Below are 23,112 nucleotides of genomic sequence, written 5' to 3'. Positions count from 1 at the left end.
GACCCCCTGCACCGGCCCAAGCATTTTCTGCTGCCATTCCGGCCAGATCACAGCATTCCCTGCTGCCTGACCCGCTCTGCTGACCCCCCGGCTGCGGTCGGTTTATCCTTCGACCGCTCGCATATCCCCGTTTTATGCGGCCTGCAGAGCAGACGATGTTCAAAACAGTGCAAAAAACGTCCAGATGCGCGGCACTGAAGCACGCCGCAGACTCTGCTGTGAACCCTGCTAAAAAAGTGCTTTTGTGTTTTCACACCCCTTGTTTAAACGTCTTCTGCTGAATTCCCTGTGCTGTAATGAATTCATCAAGCCAGCACGGTACCTGCCCTGCAGCGCACTCCTTGTTTGTTCCGTCCTCAGTCGACGGTACCAACAGCCGCTGCGCAGCACACCGCAGGGTGTGCTGGAACGATTACCCGGACTCAGATCCATTCGCCCGACTACTCACAGGACTGGATTGCACCATGAGCGTTATTCGCCCCAAATACATCACGTTTGACTGCTACGGCACCCTGACCAACTTCCAGATGGCGGCCATGACCCGTGAACTGTTTGCTGATCGCATCAGCGCCGAGCAGATGCCGCTGTTCGTCAAGGACTTCGGCAGCTTCCGTCTCGACGAAGTGCTGGGCGCCTGGAAGCCCTACGAAGAAGTGGTGAAAACCGCGCTGGAGCGCACCTGCAAACGCTGGGGTATCACCTACAAGGACGAAGAAGGCCAGCTCTACTACGACGCGGTGCCTACCTGGGGCCCCCACGCTGACGTGCCTGCCGGTCTGGCCAAGGTCGCTAAGGAAATCCCGCTGGTGATTTTCTCCAACGCCTGTGATGACCAGATCATGTCCAACGTCGACAAGCTGGGAGCACCTTTCTACAAGGTCTTCACTGCGCAGCAGGCACAGGCTTACAAGCCCCGTCTGGCGGCGTTCGAGTACATGCTGGATAACCTCGGCTGTGGCCCAGAAGACGTCCTGCACGTTTCCTCCAGCTTCCGTTATGACCTGTTCTCTGCCCACGACATGGGCATCAAAAACAAAGCCTTCGTGGCCCGTGGCCATGAGCAGCCCGCCAACAGCATCTACGAATACCATCAGATCCCCGATATCGGTGGTCTGGCCGGTCTGGTCGGTCTGGAATAACAGCACGGCATATTCACGGCGGACTCACCCGCCGTGATTAAGCACCGCGCCTCCCGCAGTCATTCACCCTCAGGCATCAAGGAATACACCATGGGCAGCGAATCCTACTGGCTCGACAGCGCGCCAGCCTTTACCTCCGCACAGCGCGGCGCGGTTGAGGGTCAGGTGGATGTAGTGGTAGTCGGCGGCGGCCTTACCGGCCTGTCGGCGGCTCGCGCGCTGGCCATGAAAGGTGCCAGTGTCGTGGTGCTGGAAGCCGCTCAGGTGATCGGTGAAGCCTCTGGCCGTAATGGCGGTCAGTGCAACACCGGTATCGCCCAGGATTTTGGTGCCATGGCCGCCAGCCGTGGGGTGGATCAGGCACGGGCCTTCTATCAGGCCTATGCCGATGCGGTAACTTCCGTCCAGCAGATCATCGAGCAGGAACAGATTGCCTGTGATTTCAGCCGTAACGGCAAGCTCAAGCTGGCGGCCAAACCCCAGCATGTGGCGGGAATGGAAAAGACCTGTGAGCTGATCCGCCGGGAAGTAGATGCAGATGTGGCCATGCTGTCACGGGAGGAAGTGCGCCGCGAAGTGCAGTCTGACCAGTTCCACGCCGGGCTGCTGCAACGCCACGGTATCCAGATGCACGTCGGCAAGTTTGGCGTTGGTCTGGCTGAAGCGGCGGTGCGTCACGGCGCCGTGATCTATGAAAACGCCGCCGTCACCGGCTGGCAGAAACAGGCCGATGGCTACCGGGTGGACACCGCCCGCGGGCAGATCAGGGCAAGACAACTGCTGATGGCCACCGGCGCCAGTCAGGTCGGTCCGCTGAACTGGTATCGCCGCCGCATGGCGCCCGTCGGCAGTTTTATCATCGTTACCGAGCCGATGGCTGCTGAACGACTGCTGGCACTGCTGCCGATGCAGCGTTCCTACGTCACCAGCCGCATCATCGGCAACTACTTCCGCATCACTGACGACAACCGTCTGCTGTTTGGTGGACGCGCCCGCTTTGCCATGTCCAATCCCCGTTCCGACGCCCTCAGTGGCGAGGTGCTGAAAAAGACCATGACAGAGATGTTCCCGCAACTGGCCGGAGTGCGACCGGCCTATTGCTGGGGCGGGCTGGTCGATATGACCGCCGACCGCCTGCCGCGCGCCGGTGAGCACGAAGGCATCTACTACTCCATGGGCTATAGCGGCCACGGGGTACAGATGTCGACCCACATGGGTCTGGTCATGGCCGAGGTGATGGGCGGCAACGCTGCTGCCAATCCCTGGCGTGAGCTGAGCTGGCCGGCGATTCCCGGCCATTTCGGCAAACCCTGGTTCCTGCCGCTGGTCGGTGCCTACTACCGGCTGCAGGACCATCTGCATTGATTACCAGGATTGATTACAACGACTGACTGCACGGGAGCCTGACAACCTCGTAGCGAGCTGCATGCCCGAAACCCAACTGATTGCCGTATCTGAAACCTGATCACGATAGCGAGCGCGGCAGCCTGAGCAGGCGAACAGCACTCATCAGCGATCGTGGACAGCTTGCCAGAGCATGGCCAACTAAACCCGGAAAGGGGTCTGCCGGTGCCTGTGACGCATCCCGCGATCCCCTTTCCCTTAAACGACAGGAAGCGCAGTAATGACTGATAAGAAGCTGATTTCCGGAGAAGAGAGTGTAAGGGTATTCGAGGCCATGCACCGTGGCGTATCACGCCGCGATGCGTTGCGCATGCTCGGTGCGGCGGGGGTGATGGCCGCCGGTGCAGGCAGTCTGTTTGGTTCTTCCAGCGTGCTGGCCGCCGGTGAAAGCACCGCGCCAGTGGGCAAACGTGGTGGCAGCATTCGTGTGGCCGGGGTGTCCAGCTCCACCGCCGATACCCTCGACCCGGCCAAGGGCGCACTGTCCACTGACTACACCCGTCATTACATGTTCTACAACGGTCTGACCCGTTTTGATGCTCATCTGACCCCGCAGATGGAGCTGGCCGAAAGCATGGCATCCAACGATGCCACCACCTGGGTCGTGACCCTACGCAAAGGCGTCACCTTCCATGATGGCAAGCCCCTGACTTCGGCCGACGTGGTGTTCTCTCTCAATCGCCATAAAGATGCCGCGGTCGGCTCCAAAGTCATGAAGCTGGCGGAGCAGATGCAGGACATCAAAGCCACCGGCCCCCTCGAAGTGACCATCACCCTGAGCGGCCCCAACGCCGAACTGCCCTCCATTCTGGCGGTATCGCACATGCTGATCGTGGCCGAGGGCACCACCGACTTCAACAAGGGCAACGGCACCGGCCCCTTCAAGGTGCAGGAATTCAAACCCGGCGTCCGCTCGGTGGCGGTGCGCAACGAGAACTACTGGAAACCCGGTCTGCCCTATCTGGACCAGATCGAATTTATCGCCATCCCCGATGAGCCTTCACGGGTCAACGCCCTGCTGGCCGGTGAAGTGCATGTGATCAACAACGTGGATCCGCGCTCCACCAAACGCATCGAAGCCAGCACCACGCACCGTTATGTGGATGCACCGTCCGGCAACTACACCGACCTGATCATCCGTCGTGACCAGATGCCCGGCCAGAGCAATGAATTCACGCAGGCGATGAAGCTGCTGCTGGATCGCGAGCAGATCAAGAGCGCCGTGTTCCGTGGCTTTGCGGTGGTCGGTAACGACACCCCCATCGCTCCCGGCTCACGCTTCTTCAATGCCGAGCTGCCACAGACCACCTATGACCCCGACAAGGCCAAGTTCCTGCTCAACAAAGCCGGGCTGGCCGGTGCCAAAATACCGGTAATTGCTTCGGAAGCGGCCACCAGCTCGGTCGACATGGCCGTATTGTTGCAACAGTCTGCCAAAAAGGCGGGCCTGAACCTCGACGTCAAACGCATGCCGTCCGACGGTTACTGGTCCAATCACTGGATGAAGCACCCACTGAGCTTCGGCAACATCAACCCGCGCCCCAATGCCGACATCATCTTCTCGCAGTTCTTCCAGTCCACTGCACCCTGGAACGAGTCAGGCTGGAAAAACGAGCGCTTTGATCAGCTGCTGATCCAGGCCCGTGCCGAGACCGACGATGGCAAACGCGGCCAGATGTATGCCGAAATGCAGACACTGGTGCATGACCACTGCGGTATCGGTATTCCGGTATTTATCAGCAACATCGACGGGGTGGACGCACGCCTGAAAGGCTACGGCACCAACCCGCTGGGCGGCTTCATGGGCTACATGTTCGCCGAGCAGGTGTGGATGGACGCCTGATAACACCCAGAGGCCGGTGCCCTGCGCACCGGCATCCCGGAACAGACAAAGGCAGGATGCCAGCAAACAGGAGAGCACAAGACTCGGCCTGGTGTGCGGTAAGCGCAGTGAACGCAGCGAGCCGCACCTTTAATAACAAGCCAGATGGGAGAACAGATGAGCACTCATATTCTGTGGTTGATCGGCAGACGGCTGGCCGCCGCTGTCCTGACCCTGCTGATCGTCTCCGTGGTGATCTTTGCCATCACCGCCATCCTGCCCGGCGACTCCGCCCAGCAGATTCTTGGCCAGTTCGCCACGCCAGAGCAGATCGAAGCCCTACGTCAGCAACTGGGCCTCAACCAGCCTGCCATCGTCCGCTATCTGGACTGGTTCGGCGGCCTGCTCAGCGGCAATCTGGGCGAATCCATGACCAACAACATGCCCGTCACCGAACTGCTGCAGGGGCGTCTGGGGAACACCCTGATGCTGGCGCTGGTTACCTCCGTCGTCTCCGTTCCTGTGGCGCTGCTGCTCGGCATCACTGCTGCCATCTACCGTGGCGGACGACTGGACAAATGCCTGAGCACCCTGACCCTGGCGCTGGTAGCGGTGCCCGAGTTTCTGGTTGCCACCCTGGCGGTGCTGATTTTTGCCGTCAAACTGCGCTGGTTTTCGGCGCTGTCCTACGCCAGCGACGTCACCTCACCGCTGGCATTTATCCGTACCTATACCCTGCCGGTGATGACCCTGTGTTTTGTCATCGTCGCCCAGATGGCCCGCATGACCCGCGCTGCGGTGGTCGATCAGCTCGACAGCAGCTATGCCGAAATGGCCAGACTGAAAGGCCTTGGCAATCTGCGCATCGCGCTGGTCCACGCCCTGCCCAATGCCGTCGGGCCGATTGCCAATGCCATCGCCCTGAGCCTGTCCTACCTGTTCGGCGGGGTGGTGATCGTCGAAACCATCTTCAACTATCCCGGCATTGCCAGCCTGATGGTGGATGCCGTGACTAACCGTGATATCGCTCTGGTGCAGGCCTGCACCATGCTGTTCTGCAGTGGCTATCTGTTGCTGGTGCTGATCGCCGATGTCAGTGCCATCCTGTCCAATCCGAGACTGAGAACCCGATGAGTACGAGCGTATCCAATCCGTCACGCACCTCGGCCCTGCCCAGGATCACCTCCCCCTGGCGCAGCGTGGGCGCCGTGGTCTGCCTGTTCTGGCTGGTAATGGCCGTGATCGGCCCGTGGCTGGCTCCTCACGATGTCGGTCAGGTGGTGTCAGATGACATCTTCGGCCCGCTGTCTGCCCAGTACCCGCTCGGCACTGACTACATGGGCCGCGACATGCTCAGCCGCATGCTGGTGGCGGCCCGTTATACCGTCGGGCTGGCACTGGTCGCCGCCCTGCTGTCCTCCATGATCGGCACCTTTATCGCACTGGCCGCCGCGGTGTCACCGCGCTGGCTGGAAGACGGCATCTGCCGTCTGATGGACGCCCTGATCGCCATCCCCAGCAAGATGCTGGCTCTGGTGATCGTCGCCGGTTTTGGCAGCTCGGTGCCGCTGCTGATCATCACCGCCATTATCGGCTACGCCCCCGGCGCCTTCCGTATTGCCTACAGTCTGGCGGCCAGCCTCTACACCATGGAATACGTGCAGGTGGCTCAGACCCGTGGCGAAAGCCGTCTGTATATCGCCCTGCGCGAAATGCTGCCCAATATGCTCAACCCGGTGCTGGCAGACCTCGGCCTGCGCTTCGTGTTTATCGTGCTGCTGCTCAGCGGCCTGAGCTTCCTCGGTCTCGGTGTACAGCCGCCCGATGCCGACCTCGGCTCACTGGTGCGGGAAAACATTGGCGGCCTGAGCCAGGGCGCAGCGGCGCTGATTGCCCCAGCGCTGGCCATCGGCACCCTGACCGTCGGCGTCAATCTGCTGATTGACCGCATTTCCTCTCACCGTAACGGACGCTGATCGGAGGCCTCATGACTGAACTTCTGCACGTCAAAAACCTGCGTGTTAACGCCCGTGGCGGCGCCGGTGAAATCGAAATTGTGCGTAATGTCAGCTTCTCGCTGGGCAAGGGTGAAGTGCTGGCCCTGATCGGTGAATCAGGCTCCGGCAAGACCACCATCGCGCTGTCACTGCTGGGCTATGCCCGCCATGGCTGTCGCATTGCCGGGGGCGAAATCTGGGTGGACGGCACCGACGTGCTCAGCCTGGATGACAAGACCCTGCAACAGTGGCGCGGCCATCGCATTGCCTATATTGCCCAGAGTGCGGCAGCGGCGTTCAACCCGTCCAAGCGTCTGCTTGATCAGGTGATCGAATCGGCGCTGCTGCACGGTGTGGGCAGCCGTGCCGAGCTGGAGCGCAAAGCCGTCGAACTGTTCCGCGATCTGGCCCTGCCCAACCCTGAGACTATCGGTCAGCGCTACCCTCATCAGGTGTCCGGCGGCCAGCTGCAGCGACTGATGGCGGCGATGGCCCTGATTGCTGACCCGCTGCTGGTGATTCTTGATGAGCCCACCACCGCGCTGGACGTGACCACTCAGGTGGAAGTGCTGCAAACCTTCCGCGATGCAGTCAAACGCCGCAATGCCACCGCCGTTTATGTCTCCCATGATCTGGCCGTGGTGGCGCAGATGGCTGACCACATCGTGGTGCTCAACGGCGGCGAGATCCGCGAGCACAACCGCACCGAGCGCATCCTGCATCATGCCGACGATGCCTACACCCGCAGCCTGCTGGGTGCCGCCCGCCCTCATGGCAAACCCAAGGCCGTCACCCGCCTGCCTGCCGAAGCCGAACCGCTGCTGAGCATCAAGGGGCTGATCGCGGGCTACGGCAAACCCGACAGCCTTGGCCTGCCCGCCAGTCGCATTCTGGAAGATATCGAACTGGAGCTGCGCCCCGGTCAGGCCATCGGCATTATCGGTGAGTCAGGCTCCGGCAAATCGACGCTGGCTCGCGTTGTGGCCGGGCTGCTGCCCGCCGCCCGCGGCAAGGTCAGATTCCGCGGTGAAGAGCTGCCCGGCCAGCTGTCACAACGCAGCGCCGAACAGTTCCGCCGTATCCAGCTGGTGTTTCAGAACGCCGACACCGCTCTCAACCCCATGCACACCGTCGGCACCCTGCTTGGCCGCCCGCTCAAGGCCTACTTCGGCCTGACCGGCAAGGCCCAGCGCCAGCGGGTGCTGGAGCTGCTGGATCAGGTGCGGCTGCCGCATACCCTGATCGACCGCAAACCCGGCGCCCTGTCCGGTGGCCAGAAACAGCGTGTCAATCTGGCGCGGGCGCTGGCCGCCAAGCCGGATCTGATTCTCTGTGACGAGGTAACATCGGCGCTGGATACCGTGGTCGGCGCGGCCATCCTCGACCTGCTGGCCGAGCTGCGCAGGGAGCTGGGGCTGGCCTATCTGTTTATCAGCCATGACATCTCCAGCGTTCGCGCCCTGTGTGACGACGTGGTGGTGATGTATCAGGGCCATCAGGTGCAGACCGGCAGCACCTCCGCCCTGCTGGAACCGCCCGCGCACCCTTACACCGACCTGCTGGTGCGCTCGGTGCCGGAACTGCGACAGGGCTGGCTGGAAGAAAACCGCGATCTGGCCCGTCTGGAACTACCTGCGCTGGATGACTATCAAGACAACGGCGAACTCTGTACCTTCCTCGACCGCTGTCCGAAACGCATCAACGGCCTGTGCAACAGCACCGCACCGGGTCGCAAGACCCTGAGCAGCGGCAGCGTCACCCTCTGTCATCTGGACGAAGAGGCCATGCTGCCGCTCCTGCCGGTGCTGGCACAGCCCAGCGCACAGGAACCCCGACTGTATAAGGTGAATGGGTAGAGATATTTTCTTCGCGAGCGAGAGGATCTGTACGGTGTGGCAGGATTGCCCCCTCTCCCCCGGCCCCTCTCCCACAAGGGGCGAGGGGAGCTGATTGGTGTGGCTGGCAAAATGGGTGTCTGGTCGCCGCATGCTGTGTGCAGAGCAAGAATTCGATGCTCGAGAATGGCTCTGATAAAGTCCCTCTCCCCTTGCGGGAGAGGGATTTAGGGAGAGGGGTAACCAGCGGCACTGATCGGTGTGGTTGGCAAAATGGGTGTCTGGTCGCCGCATGCTGTGTGCGGAGTAAAAATTCGATGCTCGAGAATGGCTCAGACAAAGTCCCTCTCCCCTTGCGGGAGAGGGAGTAACCCGCGGCACGGAGCTACGCGGTTGGCAAAGTGGGCTGCATGCAGCAACACCACAAGGACAACCTGCCTCGGCAGTAAGACACACCAGGTCCCTCTCCCCTCGCGGGAGAGAGATTCAGGGAGAGGGGGCACCCGGCAGGGTGTCATTCATCCCCTCTTCACGTTGCAACATGCAGTAAACGAAATAACTACGGGATAGGGATTGCACACATGATCTCTCGCTTTGTCCGGCTGGACGAACAGCACCGCCCGCGGGTCACCCTGCAGGTCAATGGTCAGCCAGTGGACGCCCTTGAAGGCGATACCCTGATGGTGGCGCTGCTGACCCAGAGCCGTCATCTGCGCCAGTCGGAATTCGACAGCGGCCTGCGCGCCGGTTTCTGCCTGATGGCCGCCTGTCAGGACTGCTGGGTATGGACCCGACAGGGCGAACGGCTGCGGGCCTGCTCTACCCCTGTCAGCAGCGGCATGGACATTCTTACCTATCAACCGGAGGCAGCATGGCCAGTTCACGAATCCTGATCGTCGGGGCCGGACCTGCCGGGGTACGCTGCGCCGAAACCCTGGTCAGACATGGCCTGCGCCCCACCCTGATCGATGAAAACCGCCGCGATGGCGGACAGATCTACCGGCGTCAGCCCGAGGGCTTCCAGCGCGATTACCGCACCCTGTATGGCAGCGAAGCCGACAAGGCCAAAGCCCTGCACGACAGCTTCGACCAGCTGCGCCCCGAGCTTGATTACTACTCTGACACCAGCGCCTGGCACCTCAGCGGGCAGCGGCTCTATGCCCACCAGCAGGGCCGCCCGCTGGAGCTGGACTACGACCACCTGCTGCTCTGCACCGGAGCCACCGACCGGGTGATGCCGGTGAAGGGCTGGCAGCTGGCGGGCACCTACAGCCTCGGCGGCGCCCAGATTGCACTGAAGAATCAGGCGGTATCCATTGGCCATGAAGTGGTCTTCATGGGCAGCGGCCCGCTGCTCTATCTGGTCGCCAGCCAGTATCTGAAAGCCGGAGCCAATGTGGCCGCGGTGCTCGATACCTCGGCGTTCAGCAAACGCCTGAGCGCGTTGCCTAAACTGCTCAGCCGTGCCCCGCTGACCGCCCGCGGTTCACTGTTGCTGGCCGATCTGCTGCGCCACGGCGTATCGCTGCATTTTGGTATCCGCCCGCTGGAAGTGCTGGGTTCCACCGACAGCGGCGTCAGCGCCATCCGCTTTGCCCGCGCCGATGGCAGCGTCAGCGAAATCTGCTGTGATGCGCTGGCCCTCGGCTATCACCTGCGCCCGGAGACCCAGCTGGCCGATCTGGCGGGCTGTGCCTTCCAGTTTGATGAGCTGAGCCGCCAGTGGCTGCTGCAGCTGGATGATCTGGGCCGCACCTCGGTGCCACAGGTCTATGCCGCTGGCGACGGTGCGCGTATTCGCGGTGCCGACGCCGCCGAGCGGGCCGGAGAGCTGGCCGCCATTGCCCTGCTGCAGGATCTCAATCGCGCTACGCCGGAGCTGGCAGCCCGCCAGCAGCAACTGCACAGTGAGCTGGCGGTACTCAGCCGCTTCGCTCAGGGCCTCAGTGAAGCCTTCCCCTGGCCCGCCCAGCATGCCGCCCAGCTCAGTGATGACACCATCATCTGTCGCTGCGAAATGATCAGCGCTGGCGAACTGCGCCGTACCGTGCAGGCTAAAGGTGCGCTTGAAGTCAACCGTGCCAAGGCGTTCAGCCGGGTGGGGATGGGCCGCTGTCAGGGCCGTTACTGCGCTCATGTCGGTGCCGAAGTGATCGCCGCCGCCAGCGGTGAACCGCTGCAAGTAGTCGGTCGTCAGCGCGGACAGGCACCGGTCAAGCCGCTGCCCATCAGTCTCTATGCCGTGGAGCCGACAGACCCTGCACCACAGGAAAGTATGCAACAGCCAGCCCCGGAGGTGCTGTCATGAGCCTGATGGCCACCACCCGCACTAGCCCGATTCATCACCGTGAGGCGGACGTCATCATCGTCGGCGGCGGCTTTATGGGCGCCGCCTCGGCCTTCTTCCTGCGCCAGCGCGGCCTGTCGGTGATCCTGCTGGAGCGCGACATGATCGGCCAGTACGCCAGTGGCGTGAACTTCGGCAATGTCCGCCGTCAGGGTCGCTATCTGTGCCAGCTGGATCTGGCCAATCGCTCCCGCGCCCTGTGGAGCCGACTGCCGGAACTGATTGATGACGATCTGGAATTTCTGCCCAGCGGCCATATGCGAGTGTGCTATCAGCAGGCGCAGATTGCCGAGCTGGAAGCCTATGCCGCGGCACCGGAAGCCCGCGAACTGGAGCTGCAGGTGCTGAGCGGCAAGGCGCTGCGCGAGCGCTTTCCCTATCTCGGCGCCGACGTCGTCGGTGGCTCCTATGCCCCGCACGATGGCCATGCCAACCCGCGGCTGGCCGCTCCCGCTTTTGCCCGTGCCGCCCGCCGTGCCGGGGCCGACGTGCTGGAAGGGGTAGAAGTCAGTCAGGTGGAGAAAACCGGCAGCGGCTTCCGGGTGCAGACCGAAGGTCAGGGTGAGTTCCGCTCCGCACAGCTGCTGATCACCGCCGGTGCCTGGGGCGACAGGCTTTCCGCCCAGTTCGGTGAGCCCGTACCGCTGGTGCCCCGCGGGCCGCAGATGAGCGTGACCGAGCCGCTGCCCTACCGGCTGAAGACGGTCATCGGTGTGTACACCCAGCTGGAAGAGGAAGTGGTGTATTTCCGCCAGATTCCCCGCGGCAACATCATCATCGGCGGCTGTCACCGCGCCACGCCGGACATGGTCAGCCGTCGGGTCAGTTTCGAGCCGCAGGCCATGGTGCTGCAAATGCAGCAGATGCGCCGGGTGATCCCGCAGCTAGGCAATATCAACATCATCCGCAGCTGGTCAGGGATCGAAAGCTACCTGCCCGACTCCCTGCCGGTGATGGGCCCAAGCTCGCAGGTAGAAGGCCTGTATTACGCCTTCGGCTTCTGCGGCGCCGGTTTCCAGCTCGGCCCGGGCGTGGGTGAAGTGATGGCCGAACTGCTCAGTACCGGCCAGACCTCCACCCATATCGACTCCTTCCATATCCGCCGCTTTGCCGCTGCGGAACAGCGCGAGCGTGTAGCTGTATGACCCCTGTAGACATTCTCAGCCGCCTGATCGGCTTCAATACCGTCTCCGCCGACTCCAATCTGGCGCTGATCCACTATGTGCGCGAGCTGCTGGCCAGCCGTGGCATCGCCAGCACTCTGGTGCACGACGACAGCGGCCAGAAGGCCAATCTGTTTGCCAGCATCGGCCCCAGTGGCGTGCCCGGGATCCTGCTGTCGGGGCACACCGATGTGGTGCCTGCCGCCGGACAGGCCTGGAGTGTCGAGCCCTTCACCGCCACCCTCAGGGAAGGCCGGGTCTATGGGCGCGGCAGCTGTGACATGAAGGGTTTTATTGCGGTCGCTATCGCGGTGATGCTGGAAGCAGCTGACCAACCGCTGCAGCGGCCGGTGCATCTGGCGCTGTCTTACGATGAAGAAATTGGCTGCGTCGGCGTGCGGCGGCTGCTGGATATTCTCGATCAGCCCAGCCTCAAACCCTTCCTCTGCCTGATTGGCGAGCCGACCAATATGCAGTTCGCCGTTGGCCACAAAGGCAAGGCCTCCTATCAGGTCTGCTGCCACGGGCAGGAAGCCCATTCCTCGCTGGCACCGTTGTCGGTCAATGCCATCCATCTGGCCAGCGACTTTGTCGGTGCCCTGCGCCAGACCCAGCAGCAACTGCGCAGCAGTGGCAGGCAGGACGATGCCTACGATGTGCCCTACAGCACCGTGCATGTCGGCACCATCGACGGCGGCAAGGCACTGAATATCGTGCCCAATCGCTGCGAGATGGAATTCGAGATTCGCCACCTGCCGGGCGACGACGTCGACACCCTGCTGGAGCAGTTGCAGCAGCAGGCCGAGCAGATCGTCGCCCGTGCCCTGACGGACTGCCCGAACAGCAAGGCGGCTATCGACATCCAGCTGCTCAATGCCTATCCGGGGCTGGATACCCATCCCAGTGTCGAGGCTGTGCGCTTTCTGGCCGGGCTGGCCAAACCAGACACTCAGCAGCTGAAGGTGGCCTTTGGCACCGAAGGCGGGCTGTTTGCCGAGCACTTCGATGTGCCGGTGGTGGTGTGCGGCCCCGGCTCCATCGAACAGGCCCACAAGCCCGATGAGTATGTCGAGCTGACGCAGCTGGAAGCCTGTCAGGCCCTGCTGCGCGCTGTGGTCGCCAGCATCAGCTGATCCACGCGCCAACAGCGCAGACTCATTCCCGGAACCGGCCCACGCGCTCACGCAGCAGGTTCTTATCATTCTCCTTGCGCCCTGTATCCGGGGCGCAACAGGCAACTTTTTGCGCAAAAAAGCGCTGAGGAGTGCAACATGGCTTTTCTTTGCTCCACCCTGCAGGCCCAGCTCAATGACCCCAGCCTGCTGGTCAACCGAGCCTACATCAACGGCGAATGGGTCGAGGCCGACAACGGCGCCACGCTGGAGGTGATCAACCCCGCCGATGGCCAGTGCATTGCCACCATCCCCAATCTCGGTGCGGAAGAAACCCGCCGCGCCATTGCCGCCGCCGACGCCAGCTGGGCCACATGGAAGGCCAAACCGGCGGCCGAACGGGCAGGCTATCTGGAGCGCTGGTATCAGGCCATGCTGGATAACGTCGATGATCTGGCGCTGATCATGACCAGCGAACAGGGCAAACCCTACGCCGAAGCGCAGGGTGAAATCCGCTACGGCGCCAGCTTCGTCAAATGGTTCGCCGAAGAAGCGCGCCGCAGTTACGGCGAGACTATCCCCTGCCCCAGCAATGACCGCCGCTTGCTGACTCTGAAACAACCGGTGGGGGTCTGCGCCGCCATCACCCCGTGGAACTTCCCCAATGCCATGATCACCCGCAAATGCGCACCGGCACTGGCCGCGGGCTGCCCGATCATCGTCAAACCAGCCGACCTGACGCCGCTGTCAGCACTGGCACTGGCAGTGCTGGCCGAGCGCGTCGGCATTCCTGCCGGGGTGTTCAGCGTGGTTACCGGCCAGCCTGCGGCCATCGGTCAGGAGCTGACCGGCAACGGCACCGTGCGCAAGATCACCTTTACCGGCTCGACCGCCGTCGGCCGCCTGCTCATGGAAGAGAGCGCTGCCCATATCAAGCGCATGAGTCTGGAGCTGGGCGGCAACGCGCCCTTTATCGTGTTTGATGATGCCGATCTGGAACAGGCGGTGGCCGGGGTGATGCTGAGCAAGTTCCGCAATGCCGGTCAGACCTGCGTCTGCGCCAACCGCATTCTGGTGCAGGAAGGTATCTACGACCGCTTCGCCGCGCGGCTGGTGGAAGAAGTGCGCAAGCTCAAAGTCGGCCACGGTATGGAACCGGGGGTAACCATTGGCCCGCTGATCAACGCGGCGGCGGTAAGTAAGGTCAAACGCCATATTGAGGATGCCCTGAGTCAGGGCGCGACCCTGCTGACCGGCGCAATTCCCGACGGCGACAGCCTGTACGTGACGCCCACGGTGCTGGGCGGATGCCACACTGAGATGCAGCTGGCGCAGGAAGAAACCTTCGGCCCGGTCGCGCCACTGCTGCGCTTCAGTACCGAAGAGCAAGCACTGGCCATCGCCAACGCCACGCCTTTCGGCCTCGGTGCTTACTACTTCACCCAGAATATGAGCCGTTCATGGCGGGTGGGCGAAGCGCTGGAATTCGGCATGGTCGGCCTCAACACCGGCATCATTTCCATGGATGTGGCGCCGTTCGGCGGCATCAAGCAGTCAGGGCTGGGCCGCGAAGGCTCGAAGTACGGTCTGGATGAGTATCTGGAAGTGAAGGCCCTGCATATCGGCGGGCTGTAAGCGACGTTTTTAAATGCAGGCAAACCGCAGGGAGGGGGTTTGCCCTGATTAGCTCATGAATAAGCAACCGGTCTGCTGCCTAGGCGTGCTGCTCACTGATTCGAGTCACCGGGCAGTTACTAAACACCCGGTTCCACAGAGCGACATTGGCACATACCACATCAAAGCGTTTCCTCCAGCCTCGGTGTTTTGGCCCTGCCAGCCACTGCTGCTTTCTCAGACGATCAGCCAGCCCCTGAAACTGCGCAGGTTCCAGCTCAGTCAGCCCGATCAGGGTGATATAGCACAAAGGCTTGTCGAGAATACCGACATCCATTCCTAAATAGATCAGTGAATCGCGTAATTTGGGAAAGAGGTGTTGCGTGATCAGTGTTTCACCTTGCAGTGCAGAGACAAACTCGTCGCGATTGCGCTGTTGGTGGGCAGGCGGAATAGTGCCATCTTCAGGATCTTTCACCTCTACCAGCCACAAGGATTCTGGCCATTCAATAACGAAATCCACTGACTTCAGTAAGTGACTCAATCCATGGCCATCGTGGCCACCGGCATCGAGCTTGATAACCTTGCTGGCTGCTGAGAAATCAAAATACAGGTCTTTTTCCACCCAGTCAGGATTGTCATCCCATGCACTCACTTAGCACCTCCCAGTGCCTGTAGAACCTCCAGGTCATACAGCCGGAGATATTCGTCCGCGATTTTATTTGGAGTGATGTCTTTGTAATGAGAGAACGCATGGCACACCACGCCATCTTCTTTGGTGTTCTCCAGCGCGAAATAATTCACCTGCACTTTACTGGCCCGGGCAAATTCCAGCTCTTTCAGGAAGGCATAATTGTGGGTTGCCAAGAATACCTGCACGCCTCGCTCGGCCAGCATAATCAGAATACTGGCGATGTTTTGCATCAAGGCTGGGTTTAGATTCGCCTCAGGTTCATCCCAAAACAGGGTGTTGTTGGTGAACAGCGAGCCGTTATGAATCAATTGCCAAATCAGCGCCAGTTTGCGATGACCTTCGGCGACCAGCGACATCTCTAGTTTTGAGCTGCCCGCCACGAGCTGAAACTCTTCGCCACTCAGACTGACCTTGCCACCGACCGTTTTACGAATCAGCTCAAGCAGCGGCTTTTCATCGTGCAAGGGAGAACCTTTGCGTGCCGGCAAGTAGGCTTGCTTGATGATGTCGTAATAAATCTCTTCAAAGTTCAGCTCATACTTGTCGTAAAGGGAGATAAAACCCGGCGCAAAGGAAAGTACCTCCTTCACGGGTATATAGACGGGCTCACTCGACCCTTGCAGCGCCCCGCTTAACCGGAAGCCACCGTGACGTGTACTATCAAACGTCAGCTCAAGCTGCCCGGCCTCCTTCTCCTGAAGTACCACTCTGGCGCTATTGGAGCCTTTTTTGCGATTAATCAGCCGGGATACTTTCCCTTCTGAAGGACGAAAGACGGTCACCAGCTTCTGCTTCAGGGTATCGCCGCTTTTACCCTGCTGCTGAAGGCAATAAAGCAGCTTCATGACATGAGTTTTGCCTGTGCCATTCTCTCCAACAAAGACATTGATTGCCGGTGAAAACTCAAAGCGAGCGGCTTTGAATGCACCAAAATTTTCTATATCCAGTTGGCTTAACATCACTTTCCTCGTATCGGCACAGGCAACCCATCCAAGGGCTCAACTTATCCAGCTTTGCATAGAGCGTCCAGTGACAGTGTAGTATCTGCCCTCAATACCCCTCTTCCCTATCCACAACACCCAGCATCGGTTCGCCACGCTCATAGCGGCGGATATTGGCCAGCAGCACCTCAAAGGCGCTGTCGGGTTGCGTGGCGGCGGCGATATGCGGCGTCAGCAGAATCTGTGGGTGCTGCCAGAACGGATGGTCGGCACTGGCCGGTTCCTGCTGCAGCACATCCAGCACGGCGGCGGATAGCTGGCCGCTGTTCAGGGCGGCCAGCAGGTCTGCTTCCTGCAGATGGCCACCGCGGCCCATATTGATCAGCGCGGCGCCTCTGGGCAGCTGGTCAAACAGCGACTGATTGAGGATGCCTTCGGTCGCCGGGGTCAGCGGCAGCAGGCAGATCAGAATATCGCTCTGTGCCAGAAACTCGCCCAACTGTTCCTCACCGGCATAGCAGGTCACCCCGGCCAGCTGATGGGGGCGGCGCGACCAGGCCGACAGCGGGAAACCAAAGGGCTGCAGGGCATTCAGCACATTCTGCCCCTGCTGGCCCAGCCCCATCACACCGATACGGCGCCGACTGGCCGGCACCAGCGGGTGCGACTGCCACACCCCCTGCTGCTGTTGCTGGCGGTAACGCAGCATATCGCGGTGCAGGCTCATCACCGCAAAGCAGGCATATTCCACCATGCCGCGGCTGATACCAGGGTCGAGCATCCGCACCACCGGGATATGGGCAGGCACCGCAGCCATATTGAGCTGATCCACACCGGCCGAGACGGCGAACAGCACTTCCAGTTTGGGAAAGCGCTGCAGCAGGTTATCCGGCAGCTCCCACGCCACCAGATAACGGATGTCATCGCCGTGCTGGCGTTCAGGCCACTGATGAAAGGCGATCTCTGCCGCCTGCTCGGCAAACAGCTGCTGCCAGCGCTGACCGCGCTGCGGATCGGACTTGTAGAGAAGACTCATAGAACATTCCTGAAAGCATGATCGGATGGCTTTTATCTTGCCTGCCGTGCTGCGCAGATTCTGCGGTTCTTTCCACTGCGGCCGGGCAAATTGGCCGCCCTGTACGGGGCAAAACGCAGATTCCACCAGGCCGGTACTTTGTACTGTTTGGGCCACCAACAACAGTCAATCCTGTGGTGCGACGCGGCAAGTTTGGCGTAGGCATTTCTGCTGATCTCGTACCCTAACAGTCATCACCGTTGTTTATGCCTCACGCATTTCACCCGGAGCACGCCATGACTGCATCAACCACTCACACTGCCGCCCTGCTGGAGCAGAAAAGCCAGCATACTGCCCGCGGCGTACTGACCGCCCACCCGCTGGCCATCGCCAGAGCACAGGGTGCCGAACTGTGGGATGCCGACGGCAACCGCTATCTGGACTTCGTCGGCGGCATTGGCGTCCTCAACGTCGGCCACAATCATCCCAAGGTCACCGCCGCGGTACAGGCACAGCTGGCCAACATTTCTCACGCCTGCTTTCAGGTGGTCGCCTATGAACCCTATATCGAAGTATGCCGTCGCCTGAACCAGCTGGTTGGCAAGGGTGAAGCCTACAAGTCGGCGCTGTTCACCTCCGGCGCGGAAGCAGTAGAAAATGCGGTGAAGATTGCCCGCGGCTACACCAACCGCCCGGCAGTGATCTCCTTCCGCGGTGGCTTTCATGGCCGCACCCTGCTGGGCTGCAGTCTGACGGGCATGAGCCAGCCGTACAAACAGAACTTCGGCCCGTTCGCGCCAGAAGTGTTCCACACCCCCTATCCCAACGAATACCGCGGCATGACCACGGAAAAGGCGCTGGCCGCCCTACAGGAAGTTTTCCAGACCGACGTCGCTCCTGACCGTGTGGCCGCCATTATTGTTGAACCGGTACAGGGCGATGGCGGTTTCCTGCCCGCTCCGGCACCCTTCCTGCAAGCACTGCGCAAGATCACCGAAGAGCACGGGATTGTGCTCATTGTTGATGAAATTCAGGCCGGTTTTGGCCGTACCGGCACCATGTTTGGCTTCGAGCATGCCGGTATCCAGCCCGATCTGGTCACGGTGGCCAAGAGTCTGGCCGGCGGTCTGCCGCTGTCAGGTGTGGTCGGCAAGGCCGCCATCATGGATGCGCCCGCCCCCGGTGGTCTGGGTGGCACCTATGGCGGTAATGCGCTGGCCTGCGCCGCGGCACTGGCGGTGATGGATATCTTTGAGCAGGACAATCTGCTGCAACAGGGCCAGCGCCTTGGCCACGGCCTGAAGGAAGGTCTGCAGAGCCTGCAGTCGCGATTTGCCCAGATCGGCGACGTCCGTGGTACCGGCTTTATGCTGGCGATGGAAATCATCAAGGCCGATGACGCCCGCAGCGCCGATGCCGATACCGCGCAGAAGATCATTGATGCCTGTCGTGAGCAGGGCCTGCTGGTGATCAAGTGCGGTGTGCAACGCAACGTGATTCGCTTCCTGGCGCCGCTGGTCACCAGTGATGACCAGCTGAACGAGGCACTGGCCATGCTGGAGCGCGCCTGCAGCAAGGTGCTGGGCTAAGCCTGACCGGCACGAGCACGGAAATGGGCACGGCAGACTATGCCGTGCACCATTGCAGCTCATATTGTTGAACAAATAGTGCTGAATAAAACGTCACCACTATGTCACAAGGGGGCAGCGCTCTGCCTGCCCCTGCCTTTGCAGCCATCTTTGTCGCCACCCTTTGCCATCAGGAGCAGCACCTACCGCACCGTGACGGCATAAGTTAAGGAGCCACTATGCACCTGACGGACTATCAGGCCCTGCTGATCGATTGCGATGGCGTGCTGATCGATCACGAATCGGGCATCTGGTCGGCACTGCAGCAATTCCAGCAGAATCTGCCGCACGATGCGCTCAACCGCCAGCAGCTGATGTCGGATTATCACCGCACCCTGAATGAGCTGATGCCCCGGCTGTCAGAGCTGGGCTTCACCGGTTGCCTGTGCTTTGCCTACCGGCAGCTGATGGAGAGCCACGGCTACCAGCCCAGCTGGCGCGAGAGCCTGCGCTTTGCCCGCGCGGTGGTGAACTGGCCGTTGTTTGAGGATGCACCGGGCGCGCTTTTGTATCTGCGCAAATTCTATCGGGTGCTGGTGCGCTGTGACCGCGAAACCGAAGACGTGCCTTCCCTGTGTGAACGTCTGGGCGTCAGTGCCAAAGAGGTGATTATCCGGGGTGAAACGCCGGAGGAAGAAAAGCGTCAGCTGGCCGAGCGCGGGGTCTATCCCGACCATCTGCTGCTGGTGACCAATGCCTGTCTGGCCGCCAAGAACAGCTACCCGGCCATCTGTCTGCTGCAGCGTCCGGGCAGCCTGATGAAGAAACAACCGAAGACCACATTGAGGATTTCCAGCCTGGCCGAGCTGGTTTTCCAGCATCAGGAGTCATTACGGCACTGATTGTGCTTAAGCCGCTACACGCAGCAGAAAATGCTGCGCCACGTTACTTATACGCCAGACGTACGCCTTGGCGGTAACAGCAGTATGAGAGGCACGCCATGTCGATGGGCACCAAGCTGGACAAGATTGATATCAACATCCTTACGCAGTTACAGAAAAACGGCCGCATGACCAACGTCAGTCTGGCCGATGCGGTCGGGCTGTCTGCCAGCCCCTGTCTGCAGCGGGTCAAGCGTCTGGAAAGCGCCGGTTATATCACCAGCTACAAGGCCTTTCTCAACCTGTCGAAGATCACCGAATTTGTCACGGTCTTTACCGAAGTCTCCCTCACCGGTCACAAGCGCGAAGACTTCGTCAAGTTCGAAGCCAATATCCGCCAGATTGATGAAGTGATGGAGTGCCATCTGATCAGCGGTGGCTACGACTATCTGGTGCGCTTTCTGACCCGCAATATCCAGCATTATCAGGAAGTGATCGAAGACATCGTCGACCGTAATATCGGCGTGGCCAAGTACTTCAGCTACATCGTCATCAAGTCGCCGGTGATCAAGGAAGATATGCCGCTGAAAAAGCTGCTGCGCAGCTGAGCGGTGCTCCGGGCAGGGGAACCTGATCCGTCGGCAGGCTCACTCAAGACAAGTCCGCTGCTGCTTCGGAGCCTTGCCCGCCATGCCCCGCGTCAACTCTCAAACTCCCTCCTTCGCCAGTGTCGAGGAGCTTAAAAACGCAAGTATCCGCCCGTCTGAACTGGCCCTGCGTGGCAAGGTCAAGGTTGGCGGCAACGAGTATCAGGTACGGCTCATGCCCTCCGGTGAATATCAGGTCAACCGGCAGGACAGCGGCAAGCTGGGGTTCTTCAAGGCGACCAAAGAGCTGTTCAGCCATCGCCTCAGTGAAGGCTCCCTCGGCTCGCGCAGCTCGGCCATTGCTGATGTTCTCAATAGCAAGCGCTCCGCTGCCGAAAGCGCCGGGTTCGGTGTACCCGGCTGGGCTACCCCACAACGCCGCCCAGCCGCGGCCGAAGCCAGTAGCAGCGCAGCCCCCCCACCCTATGCCACGCCACCCCGTGGCGGTCTGGCGCAGAAGCTCATGGGCGGCATGCAGGGTAACGCTACACCTGAAACACCCAGCCGTTATGTCCATCACTCGTTGCTCGACCTTGCCACCGAGATGGCCAAAGAGCATAAGAAGACACCATGGTTAAACGATCGGCAGATTTACTCCAAAATTACCAGCAACATCCCGCAGGGCCTGCAAAAGCTAGACAAACCCCAGTTACATGCCCTTGTTTCCACCATGGCAAAAACCTGTGACCACTACGAAGGAAGGCTGCTTACTAAATCGCAGTTTACCGATGGTGCTATGAGTTATATCCCCTACAGCGACACGGCCAAGCGCATCCCCCACAAAGCGGAGAGTGCCAACATCCGTTTCGAGCGGATCAGAGAAAAGGCACCCACCAATCTTGAAGAGAACCCGTTAGCGCGTATCACCATCAACGTCAAACCGGAATATGCCGCCCAGCTGGGCAAAGCGATGGCTCATCTGGTGGCACATACCCCCCATATCGGAGCCAAGTTGATCGCCCCGTCGAGCCAGGGTGCTCGCACCGAATCGGGCATCATCTACATGCCGCCAAATTTTGAACAAGCCAAAGCACTCACCAGCAAACTCCGGCAAATGCTGCCGCCCGACGCTTTTGTCGAGCACAAAACCATTGGTATGCACCCGGTGGCGCGAGGCCTGAGCTATGCAGAATCATCTGTTAAGGACAGCGAAGTAGGAGGCAGCTATGGCAAAGCACGGGCCGCCATTATCGAAGAGGCTATTAAAGATAAAGGGCCGGGGAAACTGGAGCAGAGGCTGCTCGATGCCTTCGAGCGCCACGGCTACAGCCGGGAAAACCCGGCCTTTCTGGCAACCTCAAAGTTACCGGCGTAAAGACCAGACAAACTATGTTACTCGTTTTGCCATACTGCCACGGGCTAAGCGTTTGCTCAGTCAATGGCATCTTTGCTATAAGTACCCTCCTTCGATTGTCTCAGCTGGGATGAGACTGTAACGACAGGGATGTAGTCCTACTGCAGTACGTTACCTCGCACTCGTCAGTGCCATGTTGTCGGGCCAATCGTTGTATTTAGCCGCCATACAACAAGGAAACTCCCCATGGCCATGTATCCCAATACCTTACCCACTGCCGATCAGGTGAATAACACCGCCAGCTGGTTAACCGTCGGTGATTTACGCAGAGGCGATATTATTGCGGTTCGTTCCCGGACGGGCGGTTCAGGCATGATCCGTGTCACCACCAACTCTCCTTTTAGTCATCTGATGCTTTACATGGGCAACGGGGATGCAATTGATGCCATGCCCACCCCCGGTGTGACAAAAGAAACTCTTTATATGAAGCTCGCTAATGGAGGCTATTCCTTTGCGGGTGTGTTTCGTCACAAAACCGCTACAGACTCTCAAATCGCACTGGCGGTTAACTGGGCTCGTTCACAGGCAGGTAAACCCTACGATAACGTGAGCGCTGCCCGTGTTGGCCTGCAGCCCGGAGCCCGCACCGGCTTTTTGCGCTACAGCGCCGTAGGAGCCATCGTGACGCTGAAAGATATTAATGATGCCGCCAGCAGCCCCATGGGAGAAGATGCCAGCTTTATGTGCAGCGAACTGGTCTTCCGTGCGTTTCAAGTAGCAGGCATTCCCCTTAGCGACAAACCTGCCGCGACCATTGGCCCCGGTAGCATACTCAATGTGCAACAGCTGTATTTTGTAGGCCGTCTGGAGGGAGCCAAATGAGTTTCCTGATTAACACTCTACTGGCGGCCTGCTTGCTACTGACAGGTGCGGTGAGTTGCAGCCAAGCCAACTCGGATTACCCAGAGCCACTACCGGGCTATACCAAAACCAAACCTGAAGATCAGGGCATCATGGGGCCTTTCCATATCACTGAGGAATGGCAAACATTTAAATTCAATAAGCCGATGCAGATAAACCGTATAGGTATCCAGAATATCCATATAGGGCTTAATTCTGACAAATATTCTAGCAGTGATTATTGGCATCTATATCATACCCCCGGCTTCAATGCAGGAGACCCGTTACCAAAAGAAAAATATCGCGGAAATGGTATTCGTGACAGAAGCACCGGAATACTTATTGAGCCAGATATTGAGCTACTGGGTGATAATAACAGTGTAGTAACACTTTCATTAGCGGGCTCCCAATACTGGCCTACAGGAGCCACAAGTATCATATGCGGTATACTACCCGCGGACCTGACAAACCTAACGCCTATTTATTATCCAGAAAAAATTAAAGTATTTACTGCGTTCCGAATCCGTTCCAACCAATCCTTTGACGTGGATTACTTTCTCTGGCGCATGGATCATTACCCAGGCCAGCATTAGAAGTAACACCAATACAAACAGGCTTGGAATACTGCCAAGCCTGTTTTATTTCGTGGTCAATCATTATAAATAAAGAATGAATATATTTTATTAACTATGAATATTTTGAAAAGACTTTTAGCTTCAGCCAAGCCAAGCCAAGCCAA

Annotated in this window: 20 protein-coding genes; 17 read left to right on the top strand and 3 right to left on the bottom strand. The window is 59.9% G+C overall.

Annotated elements, in window-relative coordinates; genetic code table 11:
• Positions 1-464: 464 nt before the first annotated feature.
• From WH50_RS11570 to WH50_RS11520, 11 genes are all read left to right on the top strand, one after another.
• Positions 465-1,139: a haloacid dehalogenase type II gene (locus WH50_RS11570; protein WP_110187441.1), complete on the top strand. Its 675-nt coding sequence runs from the start codon at positions 465-467 to the stop codon at positions 1,137-1,139.
• 33 nt (positions 1,140-1,172) lie between these two features.
• Entirely contained in the window at positions 1,173-2,504 is a 1,332-nt protein-coding gene (locus WH50_RS11565; protein WP_279305925.1) for an NAD(P)/FAD-dependent oxidoreductase, read from the top strand.
• A 259-nt stretch (positions 2,505-2,763) separates the two neighbouring features.
• A complete protein-coding gene (locus WH50_RS11560) occupies positions 2,764-4,386 on the top strand; it encodes an ABC transporter substrate-binding protein (protein ID WP_110187439.1) in 1,623 nt (540 codons plus the stop codon).
• A 156-nt stretch (positions 4,387-4,542) separates the two neighbouring features.
• The gene (locus tag WH50_RS11555) at positions 4,543-5,499 is read left to right on the top strand and encodes an ABC transporter permease (protein WP_110187450.1); all 957 of its coding nucleotides are present in this window, start codon (positions 4,543-4,545) and stop codon (positions 5,497-5,499) included.
• Positions 5,496-6,341 (top strand): ABC transporter permease, encoded by an 846-nt coding sequence (locus WH50_RS11550; protein ID WP_110187438.1) that lies wholly within the window; start codon positions 5,496-5,498, stop codon positions 6,339-6,341. Before WH50_RS11555 ends, WH50_RS11550 begins: the two co-directional genes overlap by 4 nt.
• 11 nt (positions 6,342-6,352) lie before the next feature.
• A complete protein-coding gene (locus WH50_RS11545; RefSeq protein WP_110187437.1) occupies positions 6,353-8,218 on the top strand; it encodes an ABC transporter ATP-binding protein in 1,866 nt (621 codons plus the stop codon).
• A gap of 560 nt (positions 8,219-8,778) precedes the next feature.
• A complete protein-coding gene (locus WH50_RS11540; protein ID WP_104157246.1) occupies positions 8,779-9,090 on the top strand; it encodes a (2Fe-2S)-binding protein in 312 nt (103 codons plus the stop codon).
• Positions 9,069-10,505: an FAD/NAD(P)-dependent oxidoreductase gene (locus WH50_RS11535; RefSeq protein WP_110187436.1), complete on the top strand. Its 1,437-nt coding sequence runs from the start codon at positions 9,069-9,071 to the stop codon at positions 10,503-10,505. Before WH50_RS11540 ends, WH50_RS11535 begins: the two co-directional genes overlap by 22 nt.
• The gene (locus WH50_RS11530; protein WP_207780269.1) at positions 10,502-11,689 is read left to right on the top strand and encodes an NAD(P)/FAD-dependent oxidoreductase; all 1,188 of its coding nucleotides are present in this window, start codon (positions 10,502-10,504) and stop codon (positions 11,687-11,689) included. The genes WH50_RS11535 and WH50_RS11530 overlap by 4 nt, the downstream gene beginning before the upstream one ends.
• The gene (argE, locus tag WH50_RS11525) at positions 11,686-12,840 is read left to right on the top strand and encodes an acetylornithine deacetylase (protein WP_104157244.1); all 1,155 of its coding nucleotides are present in this window, start codon (positions 11,686-11,688) and stop codon (positions 12,838-12,840) included. Before WH50_RS11530 ends, argE begins: the two co-directional genes overlap by 4 nt.
• A 138-nt stretch (positions 12,841-12,978) precedes the next feature.
• Positions 12,979-14,454, top strand: a complete 1,476-nt coding sequence (locus WH50_RS11520; protein ID WP_110187435.1) for an NAD-dependent succinate-semialdehyde dehydrogenase — start codon at positions 12,979-12,981, stop codon at positions 14,452-14,454.
• Between the two features lie 79 nt (positions 14,455-14,533).
• On the opposite strand, the gene WH50_RS11515 is transcribed toward WH50_RS11520, so the two are convergent.
• From WH50_RS11515 to WH50_RS11505, 3 genes are all read right to left on the bottom strand, one after another.
• Positions 14,534-15,088: a hypothetical protein gene (locus tag WH50_RS11515; protein WP_110187434.1), complete on the bottom strand. Its 555-nt coding sequence runs from the start codon at positions 15,086-15,088 to the stop codon at positions 14,534-14,536.
• Entirely contained in the window at positions 15,085-16,086 is a 1,002-nt protein-coding gene (locus WH50_RS11510; RefSeq protein WP_110187433.1) for an AAA family ATPase, read from the bottom strand. Before WH50_RS11510 ends, WH50_RS11515 begins: the two co-directional genes overlap by 4 nt.
• Positions 16,087-16,177: 91 nt before the next feature.
• Entirely contained in the window at positions 16,178-17,104 is a 927-nt protein-coding gene (locus WH50_RS11505; protein ID WP_110187448.1) for a 2-hydroxyacid dehydrogenase, read from the bottom strand.
• 275 nt (positions 17,105-17,379) lie between these two features.
• Between WH50_RS11505 and gabT the strand changes: the two genes are divergently transcribed.
• The 6 genes from gabT to WH50_RS11475 all read left to right on the top strand — a co-directional run bounded on the left by gabT (position 17,380) and on the right by WH50_RS11475 (position 22,966).
• On the top strand, positions 17,380-18,672 hold the full coding sequence (gene gabT / locus WH50_RS11500) for a 4-aminobutyrate--2-oxoglutarate transaminase (RefSeq protein ID WP_110187432.1): 1,293 nt from the start codon (positions 17,380-17,382) through the stop codon (positions 18,670-18,672).
• Between the two features lie 218 nt (positions 18,673-18,890).
• Positions 18,891-19,553 carry an HAD family hydrolase gene (locus WH50_RS11495; protein ID WP_110187431.1) on the top strand — a complete coding sequence of 221 codons (663 nt, stop codon included), beginning with the start codon at positions 18,891-18,893 and terminating at the stop codon, positions 19,551-19,553.
• A gap of 98 nt (positions 19,554-19,651) precedes the next feature.
• The gene (locus WH50_RS11490) at positions 19,652-20,140 is read left to right on the top strand and encodes an Lrp/AsnC family transcriptional regulator (RefSeq protein WP_104156918.1); all 489 of its coding nucleotides are present in this window, start codon (positions 19,652-19,654) and stop codon (positions 20,138-20,140) included.
• An 82-nt stretch (positions 20,141-20,222) separates the two neighbouring features.
• On the top strand, positions 20,223-21,494 hold the full coding sequence (locus tag WH50_RS11485) for a T3SS effector HopA1 family protein (protein WP_110187430.1): 1,272 nt from the start codon (positions 20,223-20,225) through the stop codon (positions 21,492-21,494).
• 225 nt (positions 21,495-21,719) lie between these two features.
• Entirely contained in the window at positions 21,720-22,355 is a 636-nt protein-coding gene (locus WH50_RS11480) for a YiiX/YebB-like N1pC/P60 family cysteine hydrolase (RefSeq protein ID WP_110187429.1), read from the top strand.
• Positions 22,352-22,966, top strand: coding sequence for a hypothetical protein (locus WH50_RS11475; protein WP_110187428.1), 615 nt, complete (start codon positions 22,352-22,354; stop codon positions 22,964-22,966). The genes WH50_RS11480 and WH50_RS11475 overlap by 4 nt, the downstream gene beginning before the upstream one ends.
• Positions 22,967-23,112 lie beyond the last annotated feature (146 nt).

This window comes from Pokkaliibacter plantistimulans (assembly GCF_003194385.1).
GTDB lineage: Bacteria > Pseudomonadota > Gammaproteobacteria > Pseudomonadales > Balneatricaceae > Pokkaliibacter > Pokkaliibacter plantistimulans.
This window is presented reverse-complemented; position numbering and strand designations above follow the sequence as displayed.